Origin of the sequence: Ruegeria lacuscaerulensis, from assembly GCF_013034745.1 — a bacterium.
In the GTDB taxonomy this organism is placed as follows: domain Bacteria; phylum Pseudomonadota; class Alphaproteobacteria; order Rhodobacterales; family Rhodobacteraceae; genus Ruegeria; species Ruegeria lacuscaerulensis_B.
In genome coordinates this window covers 100855-120282 of record NZ_WQGP01000008.1, presented here as the reverse complement: position 1 = coordinate 120282, position 19428 = coordinate 100855, and the positions used below count along the sequence as shown (strand labels likewise).

At 55.9% G+C, this 19428-nt stretch carries 19 protein-coding genes and 1 pseudogene; 15 read left to right on the top strand and 5 right to left on the bottom strand.

Annotated features, from left to right (window positions below):
* Nucleotides 1-10 precede the first annotated feature (10 nt).
* Entirely contained in the window at nt 11-907 is an 897-nt protein-coding gene (locus GOV79_RS16675; protein WP_170790621.1) for a LysR family transcriptional regulator, read from the bottom strand.
* Between the two features lie 120 nt (nt 908-1027).
* On the opposite strand from GOV79_RS16675, the gene GOV79_RS16670 reads away from it, so the two are divergent.
* The 6 genes from GOV79_RS16670 (at nt 1028) to GOV79_RS16645 (ending at nt 4893) form a co-directional block, all read left to right on the top strand.
* On the top strand, nt 1028-1522 hold the full coding sequence (locus GOV79_RS16670; protein WP_214648138.1) for a nuclear transport factor 2 family protein: 495 nt from the start codon (nt 1028-1030) through the stop codon (nt 1520-1522).
* Between the two features lie 20 nt (nt 1523-1542).
* Nucleotides 1543-1935 (top strand): Cif family virulence factor, encoded by a 393-nt coding sequence (locus GOV79_RS16665; protein ID WP_170790619.1) that lies wholly within the window; start codon nt 1543-1545, stop codon nt 1933-1935.
* Complete coding sequence (locus tag GOV79_RS16660) at nt 1932-2534, top strand: NAD(P)H-dependent oxidoreductase (protein ID WP_170790617.1); 603 nt, start codon at nt 1932-1934, stop codon at nt 2532-2534. The genes GOV79_RS16665 and GOV79_RS16660 overlap by 4 nt, the downstream gene beginning before the upstream one ends.
* Before the next feature lie 112 nt (nt 2535-2646).
* Nucleotides 2647-2886 carry a hypothetical protein gene (locus GOV79_RS16655; RefSeq protein ID WP_170790615.1) on the top strand — a complete coding sequence of 80 codons (240 nt, stop codon included), beginning with the start codon at nt 2647-2649 and terminating at the stop codon, nt 2884-2886.
* Nucleotides 2887-2927: 41 nt separating this feature from the next.
* Nucleotides 2928-3803 (top strand): adenylate/guanylate cyclase domain-containing protein, encoded by an 876-nt coding sequence (locus GOV79_RS16650; protein WP_170790613.1) that lies wholly within the window; start codon nt 2928-2930, stop codon nt 3801-3803.
* 901 nt (nt 3804-4704) lie between these two features.
* Entirely contained in the window at nt 4705-4893 is a 189-nt protein-coding gene (locus GOV79_RS16645) for a hypothetical protein (protein ID WP_170790611.1), read from the top strand.
* A gap of 50 nt (nt 4894-4943) precedes the next feature.
* Here the strand turns inward: GOV79_RS16645 and GOV79_RS16640 are convergent, their stop codons facing one another.
* Together GOV79_RS16640 and GOV79_RS16635 are read right to left on the bottom strand one after the other, a co-directional pair.
* Nucleotides 4944-6860, bottom strand: coding sequence for an adenylate/guanylate cyclase domain-containing protein (locus GOV79_RS16640; RefSeq protein ID WP_170790609.1), 1917 nt, complete (start codon nt 6858-6860; stop codon nt 4944-4946).
* A gap of 364 nt (nt 6861-7224) precedes the next feature.
* Entirely contained in the window at nt 7225-8046 is an 822-nt protein-coding gene (locus GOV79_RS16635) for an AraC family transcriptional regulator (protein WP_237218046.1), read from the bottom strand.
* 228 nt (nt 8047-8274) lie between these two features.
* Here GOV79_RS16635 and GOV79_RS16630 point away from each other — a divergent pair, with 228 nt between their 5' ends.
* Both GOV79_RS16630 and GOV79_RS16625 read left to right on the top strand, forming a co-directional pair.
* On the top strand, nt 8275-9087 hold the full coding sequence (locus GOV79_RS16630; RefSeq protein WP_170790605.1) for an SDR family oxidoreductase: 813 nt from the start codon (nt 8275-8277) through the stop codon (nt 9085-9087).
* A gap of 38 nt (nt 9088-9125) precedes the next feature.
* On the top strand, nt 9126-9968 hold the full coding sequence (locus GOV79_RS16625; RefSeq protein ID WP_170790603.1) for an SDR family NAD(P)-dependent oxidoreductase: 843 nt from the start codon (nt 9126-9128) through the stop codon (nt 9966-9968).
* A gap of 344 nt (nt 9969-10312) precedes the next feature.
* Here the strand turns inward: GOV79_RS16625 and GOV79_RS16620 are convergent, their stop codons facing one another.
* Nucleotides 10313-10804, bottom strand: coding sequence for a flavin reductase family protein (locus tag GOV79_RS16620; RefSeq protein ID WP_170790601.1), 492 nt, complete (start codon nt 10802-10804; stop codon nt 10313-10315).
* A gap of 101 nt (nt 10805-10905) precedes the next feature.
* On the opposite strand from GOV79_RS16620, the gene GOV79_RS16615 reads away from it, so the two are divergent.
* The 5 genes and pseudogenes from GOV79_RS16615 to GOV79_RS22390 all read left to right on the top strand — a co-directional run bounded on the left by GOV79_RS16615 (nt 10906) and on the right by GOV79_RS22390 (nt 15228).
* Nucleotides 10906-11880, top strand: coding sequence for a LysR substrate-binding domain-containing protein (locus GOV79_RS16615; protein ID WP_170790599.1), 975 nt, complete (start codon nt 10906-10908; stop codon nt 11878-11880).
* Nucleotides 11881-11983: 103 nt separating this feature from the next.
* Complete coding sequence (locus GOV79_RS16610) at nt 11984-13045, top strand: LLM class flavin-dependent oxidoreductase (protein ID WP_170790597.1); 1062 nt, start codon at nt 11984-11986, stop codon at nt 13043-13045.
* Nucleotides 13042-13821 (top strand): SDR family NAD(P)-dependent oxidoreductase, encoded by a 780-nt coding sequence (locus GOV79_RS16605; protein WP_170790596.1) that lies wholly within the window; start codon nt 13042-13044, stop codon nt 13819-13821. The genes GOV79_RS16610 and GOV79_RS16605 overlap by 4 nt, the downstream gene beginning before the upstream one ends.
* Nucleotides 13822-13824: 3 nt before the next feature.
* Complete coding sequence (locus GOV79_RS16600; RefSeq protein WP_214648137.1) at nt 13825-14628, top strand: SDR family NAD(P)-dependent oxidoreductase; 804 nt, start codon at nt 13825-13827, stop codon at nt 14626-14628.
* A gap of 93 nt (nt 14629-14721) precedes the next feature.
* Nucleotides 14722-15228: pseudogene (locus GOV79_RS22390) on the top strand (trimethylamine methyltransferase family protein).
* A gap of 140 nt (nt 15229-15368) precedes the next feature.
* On the opposite strand, the gene xylB reads toward GOV79_RS22390, so the two are convergent.
* Nucleotides 15369-16805, bottom strand: a complete 1437-nt coding sequence (gene xylB, locus GOV79_RS16585; RefSeq protein ID WP_170790593.1) for a xylulokinase — start codon at nt 16803-16805, stop codon at nt 15369-15371.
* Between the two features lie 121 nt (nt 16806-16926).
* Between xylB and GOV79_RS16580 the strand changes: the two genes are divergently transcribed.
* Both GOV79_RS16580 and GOV79_RS16575 read left to right on the top strand, forming a co-directional pair.
* The gene (locus GOV79_RS16580) at nt 16927-17952 is read left to right on the top strand and encodes a LacI family DNA-binding transcriptional regulator (protein WP_170787019.1); all 1026 of its coding nucleotides are present in this window, start codon (nt 16927-16929) and stop codon (nt 17950-17952) included.
* 95 nt (nt 17953-18047) lie between these two features.
* Nucleotides 18048-19349, top strand: coding sequence for an ABC transporter substrate-binding protein (locus GOV79_RS16575; RefSeq protein WP_170773725.1), 1302 nt, complete (start codon nt 18048-18050; stop codon nt 19347-19349).
* The last annotated feature ends 79 nt before the right edge of the window (nt 19350-19428 follow it).

Genomic DNA, 19428 nt, shown 5'->3' with positions numbered 1-19428 from the left:
GCGCGCAGGGTCAAACGCTTTGCTGGCGCTTTATGTGGTCGATGAACAGCCTTAGGGGCATCATGGATTTATACTCGCGTGGGAAATACATGAAAAAGCCAGGGGTGGGTCCCAAGTGGTCGTCCAGAACCGGTTGTAACTCTCCCGCAGCGATCTGGGTGCCGACATAGGCCTTGAATGTATAGGCGAGGCCCAGCCCTCGCTTAGCCAGATCGACGGAGGCTGGAAGGGCGTTGGCGATCAGGTTGCCCTGCACATCGACGTCATACCCTCCCTCGCTCGATTGAAAACTCCACGGCGCAATCTGGCCCGAGGATTGAAACCGGTAGCGGATACAAGTATGCCCCAGAAGATCACGTGGTGTGTCCGGGATGCCTCGTGCCGCCAAGTAGTCCGGACTGCCGACAATGGTCACCGGGAGCGGCGGCGTCAACCGCACTGCCACCATATCCTGCGCCACACGATCCCCCAGACGGAAACCGGCGTGCAGCTCCTCGCCCAGTATGTCTGACAGCGCATCCGTTAGCGACAGTTCCAACTCGATCTCGGGATACGCGGCGCAGAAACTGTTGAGGATCGGACCAACAAAGAGGTGATAGGCAAACTCGGGCATCGCCAGTTTCAACGTGCCCCGCGCGGCGTGACCGGTGCTGCGCGCGCTTTCGACGGCCTCAGAGAGTTGATCAAAGGCAGGCCCAGCGCCACGGATCAGGGCGCGTCCGGCCTCGGTCAGGCTGATCGAGCGTGTTGTCCGAATGAAAAGCGCGGTGCCCAACCGATCTTCCAACAATTTCAATTGATGGCTAACGGTTGACGGCTTGATACCCAGCGCCTCGGCCGCAGCACGTAGCGATCCGTGGCGCGCGATGGCCGTAAAGATTTCAAGCGTGGCAAGTGGCAGGCGCATCATATCTCCGAACTACCTCATTATTCGATATGATACATGAAAGTAATGCCACCTTGGTCAATTATCACGCGCAATGAAAATTATTAACTTTGTGTCACCACGTATTCAGGAGGACACAAGATGAACACTCTGACCAAAGTTGCTGCCCTCACCGCTGCTCTGATCACAGGAGAGATCGCCATGGCCGCATCCCCCGAAGACAATATCAAGGTCGTACAGGACTTCTTCGCCGCCTATGGCGCCAACGATCTGAACGGCATCGCAGCCGTGATGGACGAGAACGTAAAATGGCACATCCCGGGCCGCCATCCCTTGTCCGGAACCAAGACCGGTCGGGATGAAGTACTGGCGTTTTTCGAACAGCTGGGCACCGCCGGATTTCAGGCCGAACCCATCTATTTCGGAGCGGATGAGACCCATGTGGTTGATATCCACCACGGCTGGTCGAACGCCGACGGCAAACCGAATGTCGATACGACCTGGGCGCTCGTCTACCGGATCGAGAATGGCAAGATCGTCGAGGCAACCAACCTGTCCGCCGATCAGGATGCGGCAAACGCGTTTTTCTGGTCCCAGTACTCGCTGGCTCCGGTCCCTGAGCGGCTGGCTAAGTGAACTACCAACAGGTGGTTCAAGTGACCGATTACCCCGAAATCCGCGGTTTCATCGCCGACTGGTTTGCCCGGTTCGACAGGCTGGATCCGATCGACGCGTTCCTGCCTGACCTCCATCCAGACGTAGAGTGGGATACGCCTGACATCGACACCGCACTTGGCGGACATGACCGCGTGCGGGCCTGGTATCGGGGCGTGTTGGAAACCTTGCTGCGCCCGACCGAGCATCACGTCAGCAAGATCGTAATCAAGCCCGGTGCCGCACAGTTTGAAGTTCTGTTTCGCGCCGCGACCGTTGCGGGCGACCTCATTGAAGCCAGCGTTCAGGAAGACTGGCGCTTTGAAACCCGAGCCGACGGCCGCCCGCTAATCACCCATTATTCCGCAAAATTCTTGCAAGAGGCTGATACATGAAAACCCTCGTACTGACCGCCCATCCGGACCTGAGCAAATCGCGCATCAACCGCGCATGGTTCGACGCACTTTCTGATGTTTCGAACGTGACGACCCGAGATCTGACCGCCATTGGTGGTGCCGAGATGCGTTTTGACATAGAAGCCGAACAGGCCCTCTTGCTGGCGCATGACCGGATCGTGTTTCAATTTCCATTCTACTGGTATTCCGCACCGCCGGTGATGAAGGCTTGGATGGATCAGGTGCTGAACTATGGGTTCGCTTACGGGCCGGGCGGGGACCGCTTGAAGGGGCGCGAGCAGTTGATCCTCGTCTCAACCGGTGGCCCGGAGCACAGCTATCACGCAGGTGGATACAACAACTTCTCCATGGCTGAGTTTCTGAAACCGTTCCAACAGACGGCGAACCTAGCAGGCATGACATATCTACGCCCGTTCGTGGCTCACGGCATGGCGGTGGCAACTCAGGATCAGATTGACGAGAATGTGCCCCTTATGCTGGCTTATACGAGTGATCCCGAACTGGATCCAAGAGTGAGACAAGCCCGATTGCTTAAGCAACTAGAAGACGACCCCTCGCTGGCGGCGGCGGTGAGCTGAAGCCGACGGATCCCGCGTCTGGCAGAAAGGCATGAGTTTTTCAGGCGGCGTGGGTTCTTTCGCGACCAATGACAGCTAAAGTATCAGCGCGGAACAAGAGTGTGAGACCACGATGACCGAGACTGATCACCTGAAACACTGGTTGATTTCCGATGGTCGCCTGCTGGGCGACGAGGGTCTCATTGTCAAAGGGTATTGCGAAGGATTGGTGGCGCTTGGCGTACCCCTAGCCCGCGCAAGGATCGCCCAGAATTACTCGAACCCTTTGCTTAGCGCGTGGGGCATCATCTGGACGCCGGAAGAAACCCGCCGCTACACCGTACCGACCACGGTTCTGGCAACAAGTGCATAGCACGGCAGCCCGTTTGAATATGTCGTCACGCAGCGGCGCCATTGCGCAAACGCCTGACCGATCTAGACGTTCTGGAAGAACATCCGGTCTATGCCGAGTTGGCCGAAGCAGGTGCCACAGATTTTCTGGCCATCCCGCTGGAGCATGGCAACGGTTCGGTTCAGGGCACCAGCTTCACCTCGGGCGCAGCTGCTGGGTTTTCGGACGCGCATATCCGATACATCGAAGACACGCGATACGCACTTGCCGCTGCTTTGGAACCCATCGCAATGCGTCATTCGCAAAAAAGCCTTCTGCAAACCTATCTGGGGCACGGTCCCGCCGAAGAGATTGATCAGGGCCACATAAAGCGCGGAGAACACAGAACAGTTTCAGCCGCGATCCTATTTGCGGATCTTCGTGGCTTCACCAGCAAAGCCTCATCCTGGTCCGAAGACGCTTTGCTTGCCATGATGGGTGAGTATTTCGAAATGGTCGTGTCGCCCATCCAAGATCAGGGCGGTGACGTTCTCAAGTTCATGGGGGATGGCATACTTGCAGTTTTCAACATTGATGACGACGCGGAAACCTCGTGTAGATCTGCGGTGCTAGCTGCAGAACAAGCCCTAACCACCCTGAGAGGCTACAACGAAACAGCCGCCGACACGGGAAAAGAGCCAATAGAATTCGTAGTCGGCATTGATTTCGGTCGCGTCACCTTTGGCAACATCGGCAGTCCGGATCGCTTGGATTTCACAGTTGTCGGACAAGCTGTGAATGTGGCCAGTCGAGTTCACGAGCTATGTAAGAATTTGGATGAAAAGTTACTGGTGACGCAGAGCGTCGCAGAACATATGCCACACCATATGCAATCAGCCGGCTGTCACTCAATCCGCGGTTTATCCAATGAAATCGAGGCGTATAAGGTCCGAGAATAGCTTTTTCAAAGCCAGGTTTTCGGTGACCGCGACCACTGTTTTCGCCTCGATCAAAAGAAATTTTCGTTTGCGCCGAACAAGTGGATACTTCTGAACTTTCACCCGGGTCAACACGAGATAGAGAAGAGCTTACGACGGCCTCGTGCCTCTGAATCTGTTTAAAGTACGAATACCAGTTTCAGTTGGAGTTAAACTATTGCGTCGACTCAGCAGAGAATAACCGTCGCCCGCCTATGGTGTACCTTAGCTGTCGGACATGTCTCGAAGGCGGACGTAAGAAGGAGACCGGCGGCTTGGTCTGTGGTGCTGGGCTACTGCAGCTTCCTTAACAAGTGGGAAATCGTGTCACTTAATTCTAACCCAATAGCGGCGACTTCAGGACCAGTTGATAGGTGAAGTTAACCTTTCGCTCCCATCTGGAAAACAGAATATTTGGGTGCCTTTAGCGAAATCGACATGAGTCTCAAATATTGTCAGAACGGCGATTGCTATGAGTGCTGCCAAACTGAATTTGGCGCTTTCGACAACTGGCACTGCTGAGTTGGCCCGGTTCTTTTTGAGCGCTGCAAAGACATCAGGCGCATTTTGCGCCCAGAAATTCGGATTTTTCAGCAAGAATTCCCGCTTTCGATGGGTTTTTGTCGTTGCTGATCCAACCAGTCATCGATCATGTCCGGCAGTGCCGAAACGCCCCGGCAAGCTGCGGCCGACCGCCATGTGGGACCACGATCGTCCGTTTCCAGTATGCTTAACCGACCTCGGTCACGTATGTCTTTAGCATTTGGCGCAGCGCGCACGTCGGCATGTTCACGCTCTGGACAACATCCATGATCATTCCGTACTGATCTGCCGGAAGCGTCGTACGAAACGGACTACCAGTTTCTCGCTCCAGAACGGCGAGATGATTTTGCAGATCAAGAGGTACTTCGGTGCGAATTCATCTGAGTTTAATGTGGAACGTTGTGAAGAAGCACTTGGTGCAGCCCGGCAGTTGGGCGCGTTGGCAACAGGTAATTCGCGGGAAAAAAGTCACCTCGAAAACCAACGGATCTGGCTCGCAAGCTTACAAAGGGCTGGGGTGCCCGAATGAGAAGGTGCGCCAGGCTTGATGCTACTCCATGCAGGACCGCATCGTAGCGGTCAGCCTGCACTATCCTCCCGCAGCGGGGCAAACCGTCCTTCAGGCATGTCCACAGCTCTGTAAGCTTCGACAAAAGGCAGGATATGTTGATCCGGGCGCGCAAAGCGCCGATACATCCAGACAATGTCGGCAATTTTTATCCCCGGACGAATTTTGTAGAGCCTGTCTCGCGCGGAAATGGCTGCGTCTCGAGGACCCAGTTCAGCCAGAATTGCAACCTCAATAGAAACCGACCACCAGACGTCTGGCTGTGCACCCTTGCGATAGGTCTTCAGCGCTGTTTCGTAATCTCCGTTCAGGAAATGATACTCGGCCAGCGCCTGATACCAGTTTGGGTCTGCTGCATTTGGGTCTAGCGCGATTGCATTTTCGACAAGCGCAGCCCCAAAATCCAGACGACCGGACCATATGAATTCATAGCCGATTTGCCCTTGCAGATAGCGATCGGTTCCCAATGCCAGTGCTGTTTCGGCGGACGAGAAGAACCCGTCAAGATCGCGTTGAATCTGAAGCACAAGCGCCAGAAGGAAATGAGCGCGCGCAGAATAGGGGTTCAGCGACACCGCGTTCCGCGCGGCCTCTTCCGCGCGTTGGATTTTCTGGTCCTGTGTCCCTGGATAAAGCCCGGTAAAAAGCTTCACATCGGTCAGCAGTGCCTCGGCCAATTGCGCCCACCCGCGCCAATACTCGGGTTCGTCTTCGACAACCCGCACAATGCAGCCCCGGACTCGCTCTTGCATATCTCGTCGGTTCAGAAAACCAACGCGCAGCAAGGAACATTCATAAGACGAGAGAAGTTCCGGAGGTTTCGCACGCGCATGACCTGCGTGAATGCGCTTGATTGCCCCGCCTGCGTCACCCAGAGCAGAGGCAACTTTTTCGGTGATGCTCAGTTGAACGTCTAAAATGTTTGAAGTCGTAAGACTTTCATCATACGCCCCAGACCAGACCTGATGCCCCGAGGTTGTGTCTATCAGTCTTGCCGTCACGCGCAGACGATCTGCAACCTGCCGGACGGAACCCTCCAGCACATAGTCCGCGCCGAATTTCTGCCGGATGCTGCTCGGGTCACTTTCGCCCGGCCCAACAGAATGGGTGGATTGGCGGGACAATACATTGAGGTCCTGGTAGCTCCCCAGCTCAACGATGATGTCTTCGCCAATGCCAATAGCCAACAAATCGCGGGCGTCCGTATTGCTAAGGTTTTGAAACGGCAGAACCGCAACGGTCGGACCTGTTGGCTCTGACAACAGAGCGGCTTCATCAAAGGTCATGGCATCGGACGGCTCGTGATCAAAGCTGATCCACCACGCAATCAAGCTTGCAACGCCCAGACAAACCAACACCGATGCACCGGTCATCAACGGAAGTTTGTTGGATCGCTGTTCAGAGGCGGGTGCTCCGTCAGGCATGACGCGAAAAACCCGAACCGGTTCCGCGATGTTCTTTAGGGTTTTGGGGCCGAGATCCTCAAACTCGGCATCCACCTTTGCCATTGCTTGCTGCGCGACACTCTCAGAAACTGCGACGCCCCCTGGATCCGCCAGGCCTTCAATGCGAGAGGCAACATTCACCCCGTCACCATACAGGTCTCCATCAGCGATCATGACATCACCGAGGTTTATCCCGATCCGAAGTTGCAATCGCGACCCGTTGGCGAGGCCAGGAGCAGCCTCAGCCATTGCCCGCTGGATCTCGACACCACAGTTAACGGCATCGACAACCGAAGCAAATTCGACAAGAGCACCATCCCCCATCAACTTGACGAGGCGCCCGTGATGTCTCGCAATTGCGGGATCAAAAATCTCTATGCGCAACGTCTTGAGAGCGGACAATACCCCTGTTTCGTCGCTGCCCATCAACGACGAATACCCAACGACATCGGCAGCCATGATCGCGGCGAGTCGGCGCTGCATAGGACCCTCCTGCTCGCAGTTTAACGGATGTCGCGAAATCTCGACAGTGGATGCCCTACTGATAGTCTAACCAATTTGGCTGTCATGGTTCAGACTAAGTGTTCGCTTCACCTCAACGGCCCCTACTCTTAGCAGACGTAGCAAATGTCAGCTTTCCGTCCAAATCAGACCTTCACTCCATTGACCCCATACTGCGGCGCGGCCTAGCAAACCAACCGCATGCTGCGCGCGCAATATCAGCCAAAGACCGAATTGCGGGCAACTTGCCAATTCGCCGGTAACTAAAACGACCGCTATCGGAAATTGACCGGCCCGAAAAGTTTGGCTCGTTACATGGCTTGGCGTTTGCGTTTTTCCTGCAGGGCTATTGAACAGTTTCGAAGACCCGATCTTGTCTTGGAGAGCGCCCGAACTTGCGGGCATATTCTCTTGAGAATTGAGCCGGGCTTTCATATCCAACCCCGTAGGCAATCTCTGATATCTTTGCTCCGGTAGATTGAAGCTCATTGCGGGCATGAAGCAGACGCAGGTCTTTCTGGTATTGTAGCGGTGATGTTCCCGTTACCGCCTTGAACTGCTCGAAGAAGGCCGAACTGCTCATACCGACACGCCCGGCAAGCTCTCCGACAACAAGAGGATTGGCCAGATCTGACCGGATTTCGTGTGTCGCCGCGAGAATCCTGCTAGACGTGTTTTCGTGCCACACCAGTTTTTGAAGCGTGCCGCCATGTTGCCCGATCAGCAGGCGGGCATGGATTTCCCTAGCCGTGATCGGTGACAGCATGTGACGCGTCTCTTCGGTTTCGCACTGCTGAAAATACCGCAACAGGGCGCTTTTCATGTCATCATCGGTGTCAGCCAGGCAGATCGAAAATGGATCCGACACGCGTTTACTAGAAGATTGAGGCAGTGAGGATGCCAGACCGCGCACGAGATCCAGATCAAGGGGGAACACGAGCGCAACGTAGGGACGTTCAGGTGTGGCCTCGGTAATCCTTGAGACAACCGGCAGTGCGTTGCTGACGATCAGCGACTGCCCTGCCTGTACGGAGAGCGTTCTGGTACTGGTCCCAACCTCTTTGGCGCCTTGTAAAACGGCGCACAACAGCGGGCGGTAGACATTTGCGTCATGTTGAGTGGTCGAAGGATGGGTGAGAAAAACCGCCCCGCTTTCCTTATGTGTCAAGACACCCTGCGCGACGCCCGCGCGGTCAAGCAGATCCCGAACATAGTCCAATAGTGTATGAGGTCTCATGAATGCCTCCAGTCTGCCCTCATCGCTAGCACGGAATAAAAATGACTATTACTGAAAACGCTTACTTGTGGAGAATTAGGCAAGAAAATTGGAAGATATAGAAAGATACATCCTCTTTTTTGTGACTATTGTATGCTTATAAACTTGCGGAGCAACAATGTGAAAACCATTCTGATCACCGGGGCGTCATCCGGTATTGGCGCAGCAACCGCCCGACATTTCCAAGCGAATGGTTGGAATGTCGTCGCCACTATGCGCAACCCTGCAGGCAGCACCGATCTTAGGGCTTTGGAAAACGTGCATCTGACCCAACTGGATGTGACGGATGCGGGCTCAATTGCAACGGCCGTTCGCGATGGCATCGAACGGTTTGGCCAGATTGATGTTTTGTTGAACAATGCGGGTTACGGCGCCTACGGTGCACTAGAGGCCTTTTCGATGGATCGCATCCGACGTCAGTTTGACACCAACGTGCTTGGGTTGATGGAAATGACCAAAGCGGTTCTGCCTCATTTCCGTCAGAACCGGTCAGGCACGGTCATAAATATCTCGTCCATCGGAGGACAGATTACATTTCCGCTTGGCGCGCTCTATCATGGTACAAAGTTCGCAGTAGAAGGGCTGTCTGAGGCGCTGCATTACGAATTAGAACCCCTCGGCATTCGAGTCCGTATTGTCCAACCGGGCATGATACGGACGAACTTCGGCGGCAGCTCTTTCGATTTCGCGATGGATGAGAACCTGCCGGACTACGCGCCTATGGCCGAAGCCATGGGGCGTCTTTTTGGCAAACTGGCCGCGAGCCCTTCTGAACCAGAAACGGTCGCGCAAGTCATTTGGGATGCGGCCAACGAGACCGGAAACCGCCTGCGTTTTCGCGCAGGACCCGATGCCGAAGAACTGCTGAACGCGCGGAAACAACAGGATGACGAGACGTTCATTGCTGGCCTCAAGCAAAAGATGGCGCCCTGAAGAACCCTTTAGTCATTCGCAGAAAAAAGGGATGCTCCATGTACCGAAAAGCAATCGAAAAAGGTGGCCTGGCCGTTGTAACCGGGGCCGCAAGCGGTGTCGGCAAGGCCGCGGCCCAACGATTTATTCAAGACGGCTTGGGGGTTGTGCTGGTCGATCTGGCGGGCGAGGCCTTGGACAGAGCTGAGGCAGAATTGCGCGATCAGGCTGGGGCGTCTGCAATTGTTCAGGCGGTTCCGACGGATGTTAGCGACGCCAAAGCTGTGAATGCCTTGGCAGATCAGGTCTTTGCGCTCGGCGAGGTGGCTGTCCTGATGAACAATGCCGGTATCGCAGTGCCGTCCGGCAGCTGGGAAAACGCGGAAAACTGGCGCAAATTGTTTGAGGTCAATCTTTTTGGCGTCATGAACGGTGTCCATGCTTTTCTGCCGAGTATGATTAAGGCGGCGCGTCCGGCAGTAGTGATAAACACTGGGTCAAAACAGGGCATCACCACACCACCCGGAAACCCCGCTTACAATACCAGCAAAGCTGCTGTGAAGGTCATGACAGAAATGCTTGCGCATGATTTGCGGCAGGCCGAAGCGGATATCACCGCCCATCTGTTTGTGCCGGGATTTACCTATACCGGTATGATTGAAAAGTTTATGCCGGAAAAACCTGCCGCAGCCTGGACAAGCGAAGAGGCCGTTGACTATCTGCTGAGGCGCATGTCGGACGGGGACTTCTATATCCTCTGCCCTGACAACGATGTGTCAGAAGAACGCGACCGCAAACGGGTTGAATGGGCCATGGGCGATATCATCAACAATCGCCCGGCTCTTTCACGCTGGCATCCCGACTACGCGGATGCCTTTTCGACGCACGAGGTCTCGGAATAGTCAAACTAGACAAGATGCGGTGATAAATACACCGAGGGTGCTGGTGGATGGGGCGAGTAAGACCGTTGTGTATCTGACAGGGTCAACACCGAAACTTGAATCTGATCGGACAAAACCGGGGGATGTGGTCGGACACTCGTACGAACCACAATATCAATTACTTTGGGATCGTTGCTGGCCTGAAGGGTTTATAACAATGGCCAAGATAACTTTGCCCCTTAGGATCAAGGATCGGCCCATTTCGGTCATTCGCCAGAGTACCTCAACGCTGCGGACGTTGACCACAACGCAAAGGATTGCACAGTATTGAACAGGCATAACCTCCAATTCCTTCGGTAGCCGGTCTATTTGGGATAGGTCAGCTCACGAAAATCGCCATTCCAATACGCCAGCGGTTTAGTCTCAGAGCTTTCGGCGCGTTCGACCTTGCCGATCAGAATGCGGTGCGTGCCGAATGAGACTGTCTGAATATGCAGGCATGTGAAGATTGCGGCAGCATTTGACAGGACCGGCAGGCTCGTCCGTTGGTCAATCGTCCAATGTTCAGAGGTAAAACTACGCTGATCCGTAAGGTCGGGGGCACCGGCGAACGCAAGCGCCAGCACGTCATGCTGAGGCGCGACATAGTTCACGCAAAAGATCCCGTGTTCCTCAATCATGCCCAGAATGCGGCTTTTCTTGTTGATGCAGATCAGCACTGCAGGTGGTGCTGCCGTCAGGGAGCAGGCTGCGCTGACGGTCGCGCCATGCGGGCCGTGCTCGCCGCTGGTAGTGACAATTGACACAGGCGTCACCGCCTTGCGCATTGCGGATGAAAATTCAGTAGGGTCCAGCATGTCGCCTCCGTCGGTATCAGGCATTTCTGTGGCGGCGACCGCCTTGAATACAAGAACGAATTGCTTAAGCTTTGCCTAACTAAAACTTATGCAGGCCTGTGATGCGACGCGCCCTTCGAAACAAACTGGATCATCTTCGCCCCGGTGCTTTGTCGAAACTGGAACCAGTTGGCTTTGACAGCAATCGAATGCGTCGCCCGCTGCCGCCGTTGCAGACCCTGATCGCATTCGAAGCCGCCGCGCGGCTGCAGAGCTTTACGCTGGCCGCAGCGGAACTGAACCTGACACAACCGGCTGTCAGCCAGCAAGTCAAGCTGTTGGAGCATCGACTAGGCGTCAAACTCTTCCGTCGCCGCAACAACATGATCCTGCTGACCGAACAAGGTGAACAATTTGCCGAAGACGTGGCCGAGATCCTAAATACGCTGGGGGAAAGCGTACAGAACCTGGCCCCGGACGCCGGGCGGACGACGCTGACGGTTAGTCTGCTGCCCTCGTTTGCGTCGACATGGTTTGCCGCGCGGGCGCACCGGTTTGTGACGGCCAACCCTACGGTCGATTTGATCACTCTGTCGACCGTGGCAAAGACAGGCTTTGGCCAAGAGGATGCAGATGTCGCCATTCGTTGGGGGCCAGGCGGGTACGAGGACGGGTACGAGGAACGCCTATTCGGCGAGAAGCACATACTTGTGGCCTCTGCGCAAACGGCCGAAACGTTGCGCGACATGTCGGACATCAATGCGCTGGCGGATCGCCCCTTTCTGCACGACACAAATTACAGCGAATGGCGCGCTGTGATTGAGAAAAATGGCGGTGATCCTGCGGCGTTCGAACGGGGGGCCTTTTTCGGCGACAGCAGTGCCACGGTGAACGCCATTCTCTATAGTCAAGGCATTGGCGTTGTGCGCGATGTGATTGCCCAGCATCTGCTGGTCTCGGGGGCTTTGGTGCAATTGCCATTCGAACCGGTCAAGGGGCCGTATTCCTACCACTTTATCTGCCCCGAACGGCGGGTAGAACAACCGCGCGTTCAGGCCTTTCTGACTTGGTTACGGAAGGAGGCACAATCTCCATAAGAAATTCTTTGCCACTGGTAAAGGATTCAACATTTGGTGCTTTGCCAGCTTTCCGACAAACTGCACAGACCAAGTGATGTAGCCAGACCGGAGCCCCAACGACATGGAATTTTCGTTGTTCAACCTGATGACCAAGCCTGTTGATGGCTCGTCGCATGCGGATGTGTTCAACCAGATGCGCACCATGACGAAAATGGTGGATGAGGCAGGCTTTGACGTCGCCTGGTTCGCCGAACATCACCTATCGAACTATTGCATCTCGCCCTCGCCGCTGATGACAGCCGCGAACATGGCTGCCCACACCAAACGGATCAAGGTCGGCCCTGCGGTGGTGGTGATGCCTTTCTACGAACCCTTGCGTTTGGTCGAAGATATCTGCCTAGCAGATCAACTGACCGAGGGCCGTCTGGTTCTAGGTCTGGGCACTGGCTATCAGCCCCGCGAATTTAAGAAATTCGGATTCGATATCGACGACCGTCTGATGCGCGGGCTGGAAATCTGGGATTGCATCGAACAGGGCGTCTATGGCGGCGTGATCGACTTTCAGGGCGACCACATTCAGATCAGCGACGCGGCCCTGTCCATCGCTCCGCTTCAAGATCGTATCCGCACCTTTGCCGTCGGAAACGCACCAGAGATGCGCCAGAAGATGATCGACTACGGGGCCGAAACGCTGACCACGCCGGCTATCGGACCAAACGCGATCGTGGGCACTGCGCGGCGGTTGTACAAGGAAACGCGCATCGAGAACGGCCTGACGGGGGATGATTTCCCCTTTGCGGTGCAGCGCTATGTCTATGTCGCTAAGGACAAAGACGATGCCCGTGCGGCAGCCGAGCAGGTGCTGATCCATGCCCGCATGGCCAACAACATGCGCCGCGCGGAACCGCTGATGGAGGGCGCGGACCTCAAGATCGTGCCCTTCGACAACGAACCGGATACCGACACGGTTCTGCAGCGCGCCATCATTGGCGATGCCGAAGACGTCACGCAACGTATCGTGGCCGAAGCGCGCGAGTTTGGCATCACGCATCTAAGCGTCTTCATGCAGATTGCTTCGATCCCCTTTGCCAACACCCTGCGCTCGCTCGAGGTGTTCTGCGATCAGGTCATGCCTGCGGTGAATACCGCGCTTGCGGCGGATAAGGCGGCCCTCGCCTCATGAGAGGGCCGAATTTCTCGCTGGCTGGCAAAACCATTCTGATCACCGGGGCCGCACGCGGATTGGGTGCGGCGATGGCACATGCCTGCGCCGCGCAAGGTGCGCAATTGCGCCTACAAGACATAAACGGCGAGGCCCTCGAAGCCACAGCAGACGGCTTACGCGCGGATGGAGCAACTGTCCGAACGGCCGCTTTTGACCTAACCGATTTCGACGCCTGCACCGATTGGGTGCAGGGTATCGACCCGATCTGGGGTCTGATTAACAATGCCGGAATCACCAATCACGGGCACGTGCTGGACCAGACGGTTGGTGACTACCGCTCGATCTATGATCTGCATGTCTTTGCACCCTTTGTACTGGCGCGTGAAGCGGGCCGAGTGATGCGTGCCAATCAAGGGCCTCAGCGAGGGCGGATCGTTTCGATCTCGTCCATTGCCGCCACACATCCGCGACCGGGGGTCGGCAATTATGCCTCGTCCAAAGCGGCCGTCGCAGGTTTGACTCGGTCGCTAGCGGCGGATTTCGGTACGGACGGCATCTGCGCCAACGCCATTGCACCCGGCTATGTCCTGACCGAGATGAACCGTAAAATCTTGGGCGACGAAGGTTTCGTGCGCCGAATTGAAAACCGGACACCAGCAGCGCGGTGGGCGGATCCAGCGGAAATCGCGGCACCTGTGGCTTTTCTGATGTCCGAGGCCGCCTCTTACATCAACGGGCAATTGATCGCCGTTGACGGCGGTATGAATGCCTTTTTGCAATCCAATGAGGGATGACTGATGAAACGGTTGGAAGGAAAAGTCGCCCTGGTGACGGGTGCGGGATCCATGAAGGGTGGCATGGGCAACGGCAAAGCCACCGCCATTCGTCTCGCGCAGGAAGGCGCACGGATCTGTGCCCTGGATTTGCATCTGGCCGCGGCTGAGGAAACCTGCAAACTGATCCGTGCCGAAGGGGGCCGCGCCGTTGCGATGGCCGCCGATGTCACGCAGGAAGATCAGGTTCAATCATCAATTACTCAATGCCTGTCCGAATTCGGCCAGATCGACATTTTGCAAAACAATGTCGGAATCCTGAAAACCGGCGGCGCCATGGACAGCACAGTCGAGGATTGGGACATGCTGGTGCATGTGAACATGAAGGCGGTCTTTCTGCCAACAAAGCATGTTCTGCCTCATTTTGTGGATCGCAAGGGGGGAGTTGTGACCAACATTTCCTCGATCGCCGGGCTGCATTATCTGGGCACGCCCTATATTGGCTATAATGCCACCAAAGGGTCGATCATTTCCTTCACCCGCAATCTGGCAGCAGAAGTGGCACCACATGGAATCCGCGCAAACGCGATTCTGCCGGGCTTTATCGACACACCAATGGCGCGCGATATCACCGAACAGAATGCAGAAGACCCCGAGGCAATTGACTGGGATGCGCTGGACAAGCAGCGCGCAGCACGCATCCCGCTGGGCCGAGTGGGCACCCCGTGGGATGTGGCCAACGCCGCCGTGTTTCTGGCCAGTGATGATGCGTCCTATATCACCGGCACTGAAATTACCGTCGACGGCGGCGTTTCATGCCGCGTGTAGAGGGACGATCAAGGCGCGCCACACGGGTATTGAACCAGAAAGCAGTGCAGACACGCCTTGCGCCGGCTGCATGCGTGTTTGAAACCGCTGGAAGTGCTGGACCCTGACGCGATCGCCTATCTTCAGCGCTACCGCTTCGGAACCTCTGCGATGTATGGGCAATATACCGACTCGATCTCAAAAAAATCCAGCACACTAATGACAGGCATCCCCGAGGTCGCTTTGATCACGACAGCAATCGGTCAGCCTGCATGCAAACTCGACGTGCCTTGGCGAACCTCTTCTAACCATGTGTTCCCGAAGTCCTTTTGACGCGCAATCGGGCTATGAAACGGCTACAACCTTTGCGTCTCGGGGCCAAACCTGGTGCTGCATTCCGGAGGCAGGGATACGGGTCGGCTGGCCATCTGCGATGGCAAGTTCATCGCCAAGGACGCACAAAACCAGTTGATGGCGCGACATGCGGACGGGACATCAGTAGACCGGTTCGATGAGGCGCTTCAGCCCATGCGGCGGGTCAGACCAGTTGCGCGCTATCTCAGCGACCGTTTTACATTGGATCTTTTTCGCAGCGCCTTATTTGGACGGCGTCGTTTGTAAAGAACTGGATGCCTATGTTGCGCGTCGGGAATGAGAACATCAGTTACCTGCGCATTGATGCGTTTCTTGTTCGATGATATCGCAACGAGCCCACCGCAGCGCAGGCAGTTAGCCGAGTTTTTGGTGACAGTACACGGCTCCTATTCCGCCAAACTGACTGCCTGATAAAGCTTCCGAAACCGCGCCAACCGCTCGAACAATAGTGGCATATCTGCGGGCTCGAACCTGTCCGACGTTGGTGGCTGAAGCGCAAGATCAGCTGTATCCAAAGCCCCATCACCACAAGCTGCCAACCGAGCTGCACCGTAAGCCGGACCGGCATCAGCTCCGGTCGATCGCACAATTGGCTTTCCGGTCACAGTCGCAATCAATCTCAACAGAAGATCTGATTTGCTGCCTCCTCCTATCGCTGCGAGCTCTGGCAATTCTTCTATAGTGTCACCGAAACTCTGCGCCGCATCGGCAAAGCAGAAAGCAATCGCCTCCACCACGGAACGGCAGATGTCTGCGCGCGTTGTGGAATCCTCCAGGCCAAAGAAACAGGCTCGGATATGCGGATCGCCGTGAGGGCTGCGTTCTCCCGTCAGATAAGGCAGAAAAATTGGCACACGGTCCCCGCTGACCGTTTCGGCAAGCGCGACAACTTCGGCTTCGGAAAGCCGCAATTGGCCACCTATCCAGGAAATTGGTCGCGCGCCGTTCAGCATCGCCGCCATTTGGTACCATCGGTCGGACAGTGTGTGCGCAAAAGCATGCACATAGCGTTCAGGGTTTGGCTTGTAGCTTCGATCTGCCACAAACAGCTGTCCAGAAGTCCCCAAAGAGACAAATCCCCGGCCCGGTTCGGTGGCGCCCAAAGACACCGCCCCGGTTGCTGCATCTCCACCTCCGGCAACGACTGGCGTGCCGGGTTTCAAGCCGGTCTCAGTCGCCGCTTGTGGTGTCACAGACCCGACGACACTATGACCATCGTATACCTGCGGCAGCCAATCCAAAGCTACATCTGTGGCTTCGGCGATACCGGCGTGCCAGCCACGCGACGTCTGATCGAGCCACATTGTCCCGGCAGCATCGGATGTATCAGTTCCCAATTCACCATGCAGCCGTAAACCGATGTAGTCCTTGGGGAGCAGGATGTGGGCCAGTTGGGCATAGTGCTTTGGCTCATGCTGTTTTAGCCATGTAGTCTTGGGCGCGGTGAAGCCCGGCAAAGGAAGGACCCCAGCGATTTGACCAATCTGCGGCAAGGCCTGTCGCAGATCGTCGCATTCCCGCGCCGCCCTGCTGTCATTCCACAGGATTGCCGGGCGGATTGGGCGCAGATCGCGGCTCAGCAAAACGGCCCCGTGCATCTGACCTGACAACCCGATGCACTTCACCTCCGACAGCGTAACTTGCCCAGAAATTTGGCCTAAGGCGTCGCGTGTCGCCTGCCACCAAAGATCCGGGTGCTGCTCTGACCAACCGGGTTTAGGAGAGGAAGTCTTTATACTCACCGAAGACGTTGAAAGAATTCGACTGGAATCCGCGCAGACAAGCTTGACCGCTGACGTACCGATATCGATCCCGAGATACATTCAAACCCCTTACCTGCACAAAAGTCCGGAACTTGTCTTGCTATTGATCTTTTTAGCGCGCGCAAAGAATATGTAAAAATAGGATAAGATCAAGGCGGCTGAGATACGCAGGCAGACTGGCATGACCAAGATAAAGAATATGGAAGAGTTCGCAGCCCTCAGCGGGATCTCGCGCCCCACGGTGTCCAAGTACTTTCACGACCCAGACAGCGTTCGCCCAACTACACGGGCACGCATAGAAGAAGCGCTGGAACAGTTCGACTACCGCCCGAACATCTATGCTGTGAACCAGAACCGCAAGCTGACCAAGAATATCGGCATCGTCGTGCCCTACCTGGCCGATCCGTTTTTCGCTGAAATCGCGCGGTATCTAGAACAAAGCTGTATCGCAGCCGGGTACCGCCCGTTTCTGTTTAGCTCTCATGGCGAACAAAAACTGGAAAACGAAATCCTGGACGGCTTACAATCCTTGAAACCCGCGGGCGTTTTGTTGGCGCCTTTGGGACGTATCTCAGACAAGTCCGCTATTGAGAAATTCTGCGCCAGTGTGCCAACGGTTCTGTTCGACAGTAACCTCGATGGATTGGGCGCAGCGTTTATCGGGTCCGATAATTTCAGCTTTGTGTCCCAGACCGTAGAATACATGACTCGCACCGGCGAGCCGCCTTCGTTTTTCGAAATGCGGACACCTGCGAACCCCAATGCCAACAAGCGACGCAAGGCTTATGTCGACGTAATGGATCGGCTGGGTTTTGAGCCGCATGTGATCAAAATCGAAGGCACAGGTTGGGCCTTTGAAGAGATTGGCCGAAAGGGTGCGCTCAAGGCTTTGGATGAACGCAAGCTGCGCACGGATTCAGTTCTGTGTAGCAATGACCGATTGGCCATCGGCTTTCTGGCGGCGTGTTTCGAACAGGGGATTCGCGTTGGCAGGAAAGACGATTGTACACTGCGGGTGGCGTCGAACGACGATCATCCGTTTGCAAAATTCACCTGCCCGTCACTGACGACCGCCGCGCATGACTATGACAATGTGGCCGCGCGAAGTGTTGAAACACTTTTCGAACTCATTGAAAACGGTGGGAAATTCGAGAGCCGAACAGAAACTCTCTTCCCTGCGCGATTGGTGCTGAGGGAATCTGCATGACGATCTAAAATTAACGCGCGTAAAGTTTTTATTGACGGCGCGACAAATCCTGAACTAGGCTCTCTGCACAGCATCCAAGCTCAGGGAGGACAGGGATGTACTTGAAACACGCACTTCGTGCGGCGACTGCGCTAACATTCGTCGCAACGGCAGCGGCCCACGCACAATCCATAACGATCGCAACCGTGAACAACGGCGACATGATCCGGATGCAGGGTTATACCGACAAATTCACCGAAGCGACGGGCGTTGAAGTCGAATGGGTGACGCTGGAAGAGAATGTTTTGCGCCAGCGCGTGACCACCGACATCACCACCAAGGGTGGTCAGTTCGACATCATGACGATCGGTATGTACGAGACCCCGATCTGGGGTGCGAACGGCTGGCTGGTTCCGCTGGATGGTCTGTCCGAAGACTATGATGTCGGTGACATCCTGCCCGCGATGTCGGGTGGTCTGAGCCATGAAGGAACGCTCTATGCGGCACCGTTCTATGGCGAAAGCTCGATGATCATGTATCGCACCGACCTGATGGAAAAAGCAGGCATGGAAATGCCCGAAGCGCCAAGCTGGCAATTCATCAAAGAGGCCGCGGCGGCCATGACCGACCGTGACGCTGACATTAACGGTATCTGCCTGCGCGGCAAAGCCGGTTGGGGTGAAGGCGGCGCGTTCATCACTGCGATGTCCAACTCATTCGGCGCGCGCTGGTTTGACGAAGACTGGAAGCCTCAGTTCGACCAGCCAGAATGGGCCGATACGCTGAACTTCTACGTTGAAATGATGTCGGAATCTGGCCCTGCAGGCTATGCCACCAACGGCTTTAACGAGAACTTGTCGCTGTTCCAGCAGGGCAAATGCGGCATGTGGATCGACGCCACCGTTGCGGCGTCATTTGTGACCAACCCCACTGACTCGACCGTGGCGGATAGCGTTGGATTTGCACTGGCCCCCGATACCGGACTGGGGAAACGCTCCAATTGGCTTTGGGCGTGGGCACTGGCCATTCCGGCTGGTACACAGCAGGAAGACGCGGCCAAACAGTTCATCGAATGGGCTACGTCGAAAGACTATATTGAGCTGGTTGCCGAAAACGAAGGTTGGGCGAATGTTCCGCCTGGTGCGCGCACCTCTTTGTATGAGAACCCGGAATACCAGAAGGTTCCCTTTGCCAAGATGACGCTGGACTCGATCCTGTCCGCTGATCCGAACAACCCCACGGTCAAGCCGGTTCCGTATGTTGGCATCCAGTTCGCTGCCATCCCGGAATTTGCAGGCATCGCGACCCAGGTCAGCCAAGAGTTCTCGGCTGTCTATGCCGGACAGCAAACGGTTGAAGAAGCCCTTGCCAAAGCGCAGGCCTTCACCGCCGAAGAAATGGAAGCCGCAGGGTACTGAGGTTTTCTCCCCGCGGGCGGGCAGTAATCTGCCCCCCGCTCCCCCCCTTCCACAACTCGCGTTTTTCTCGCAGGCTGGG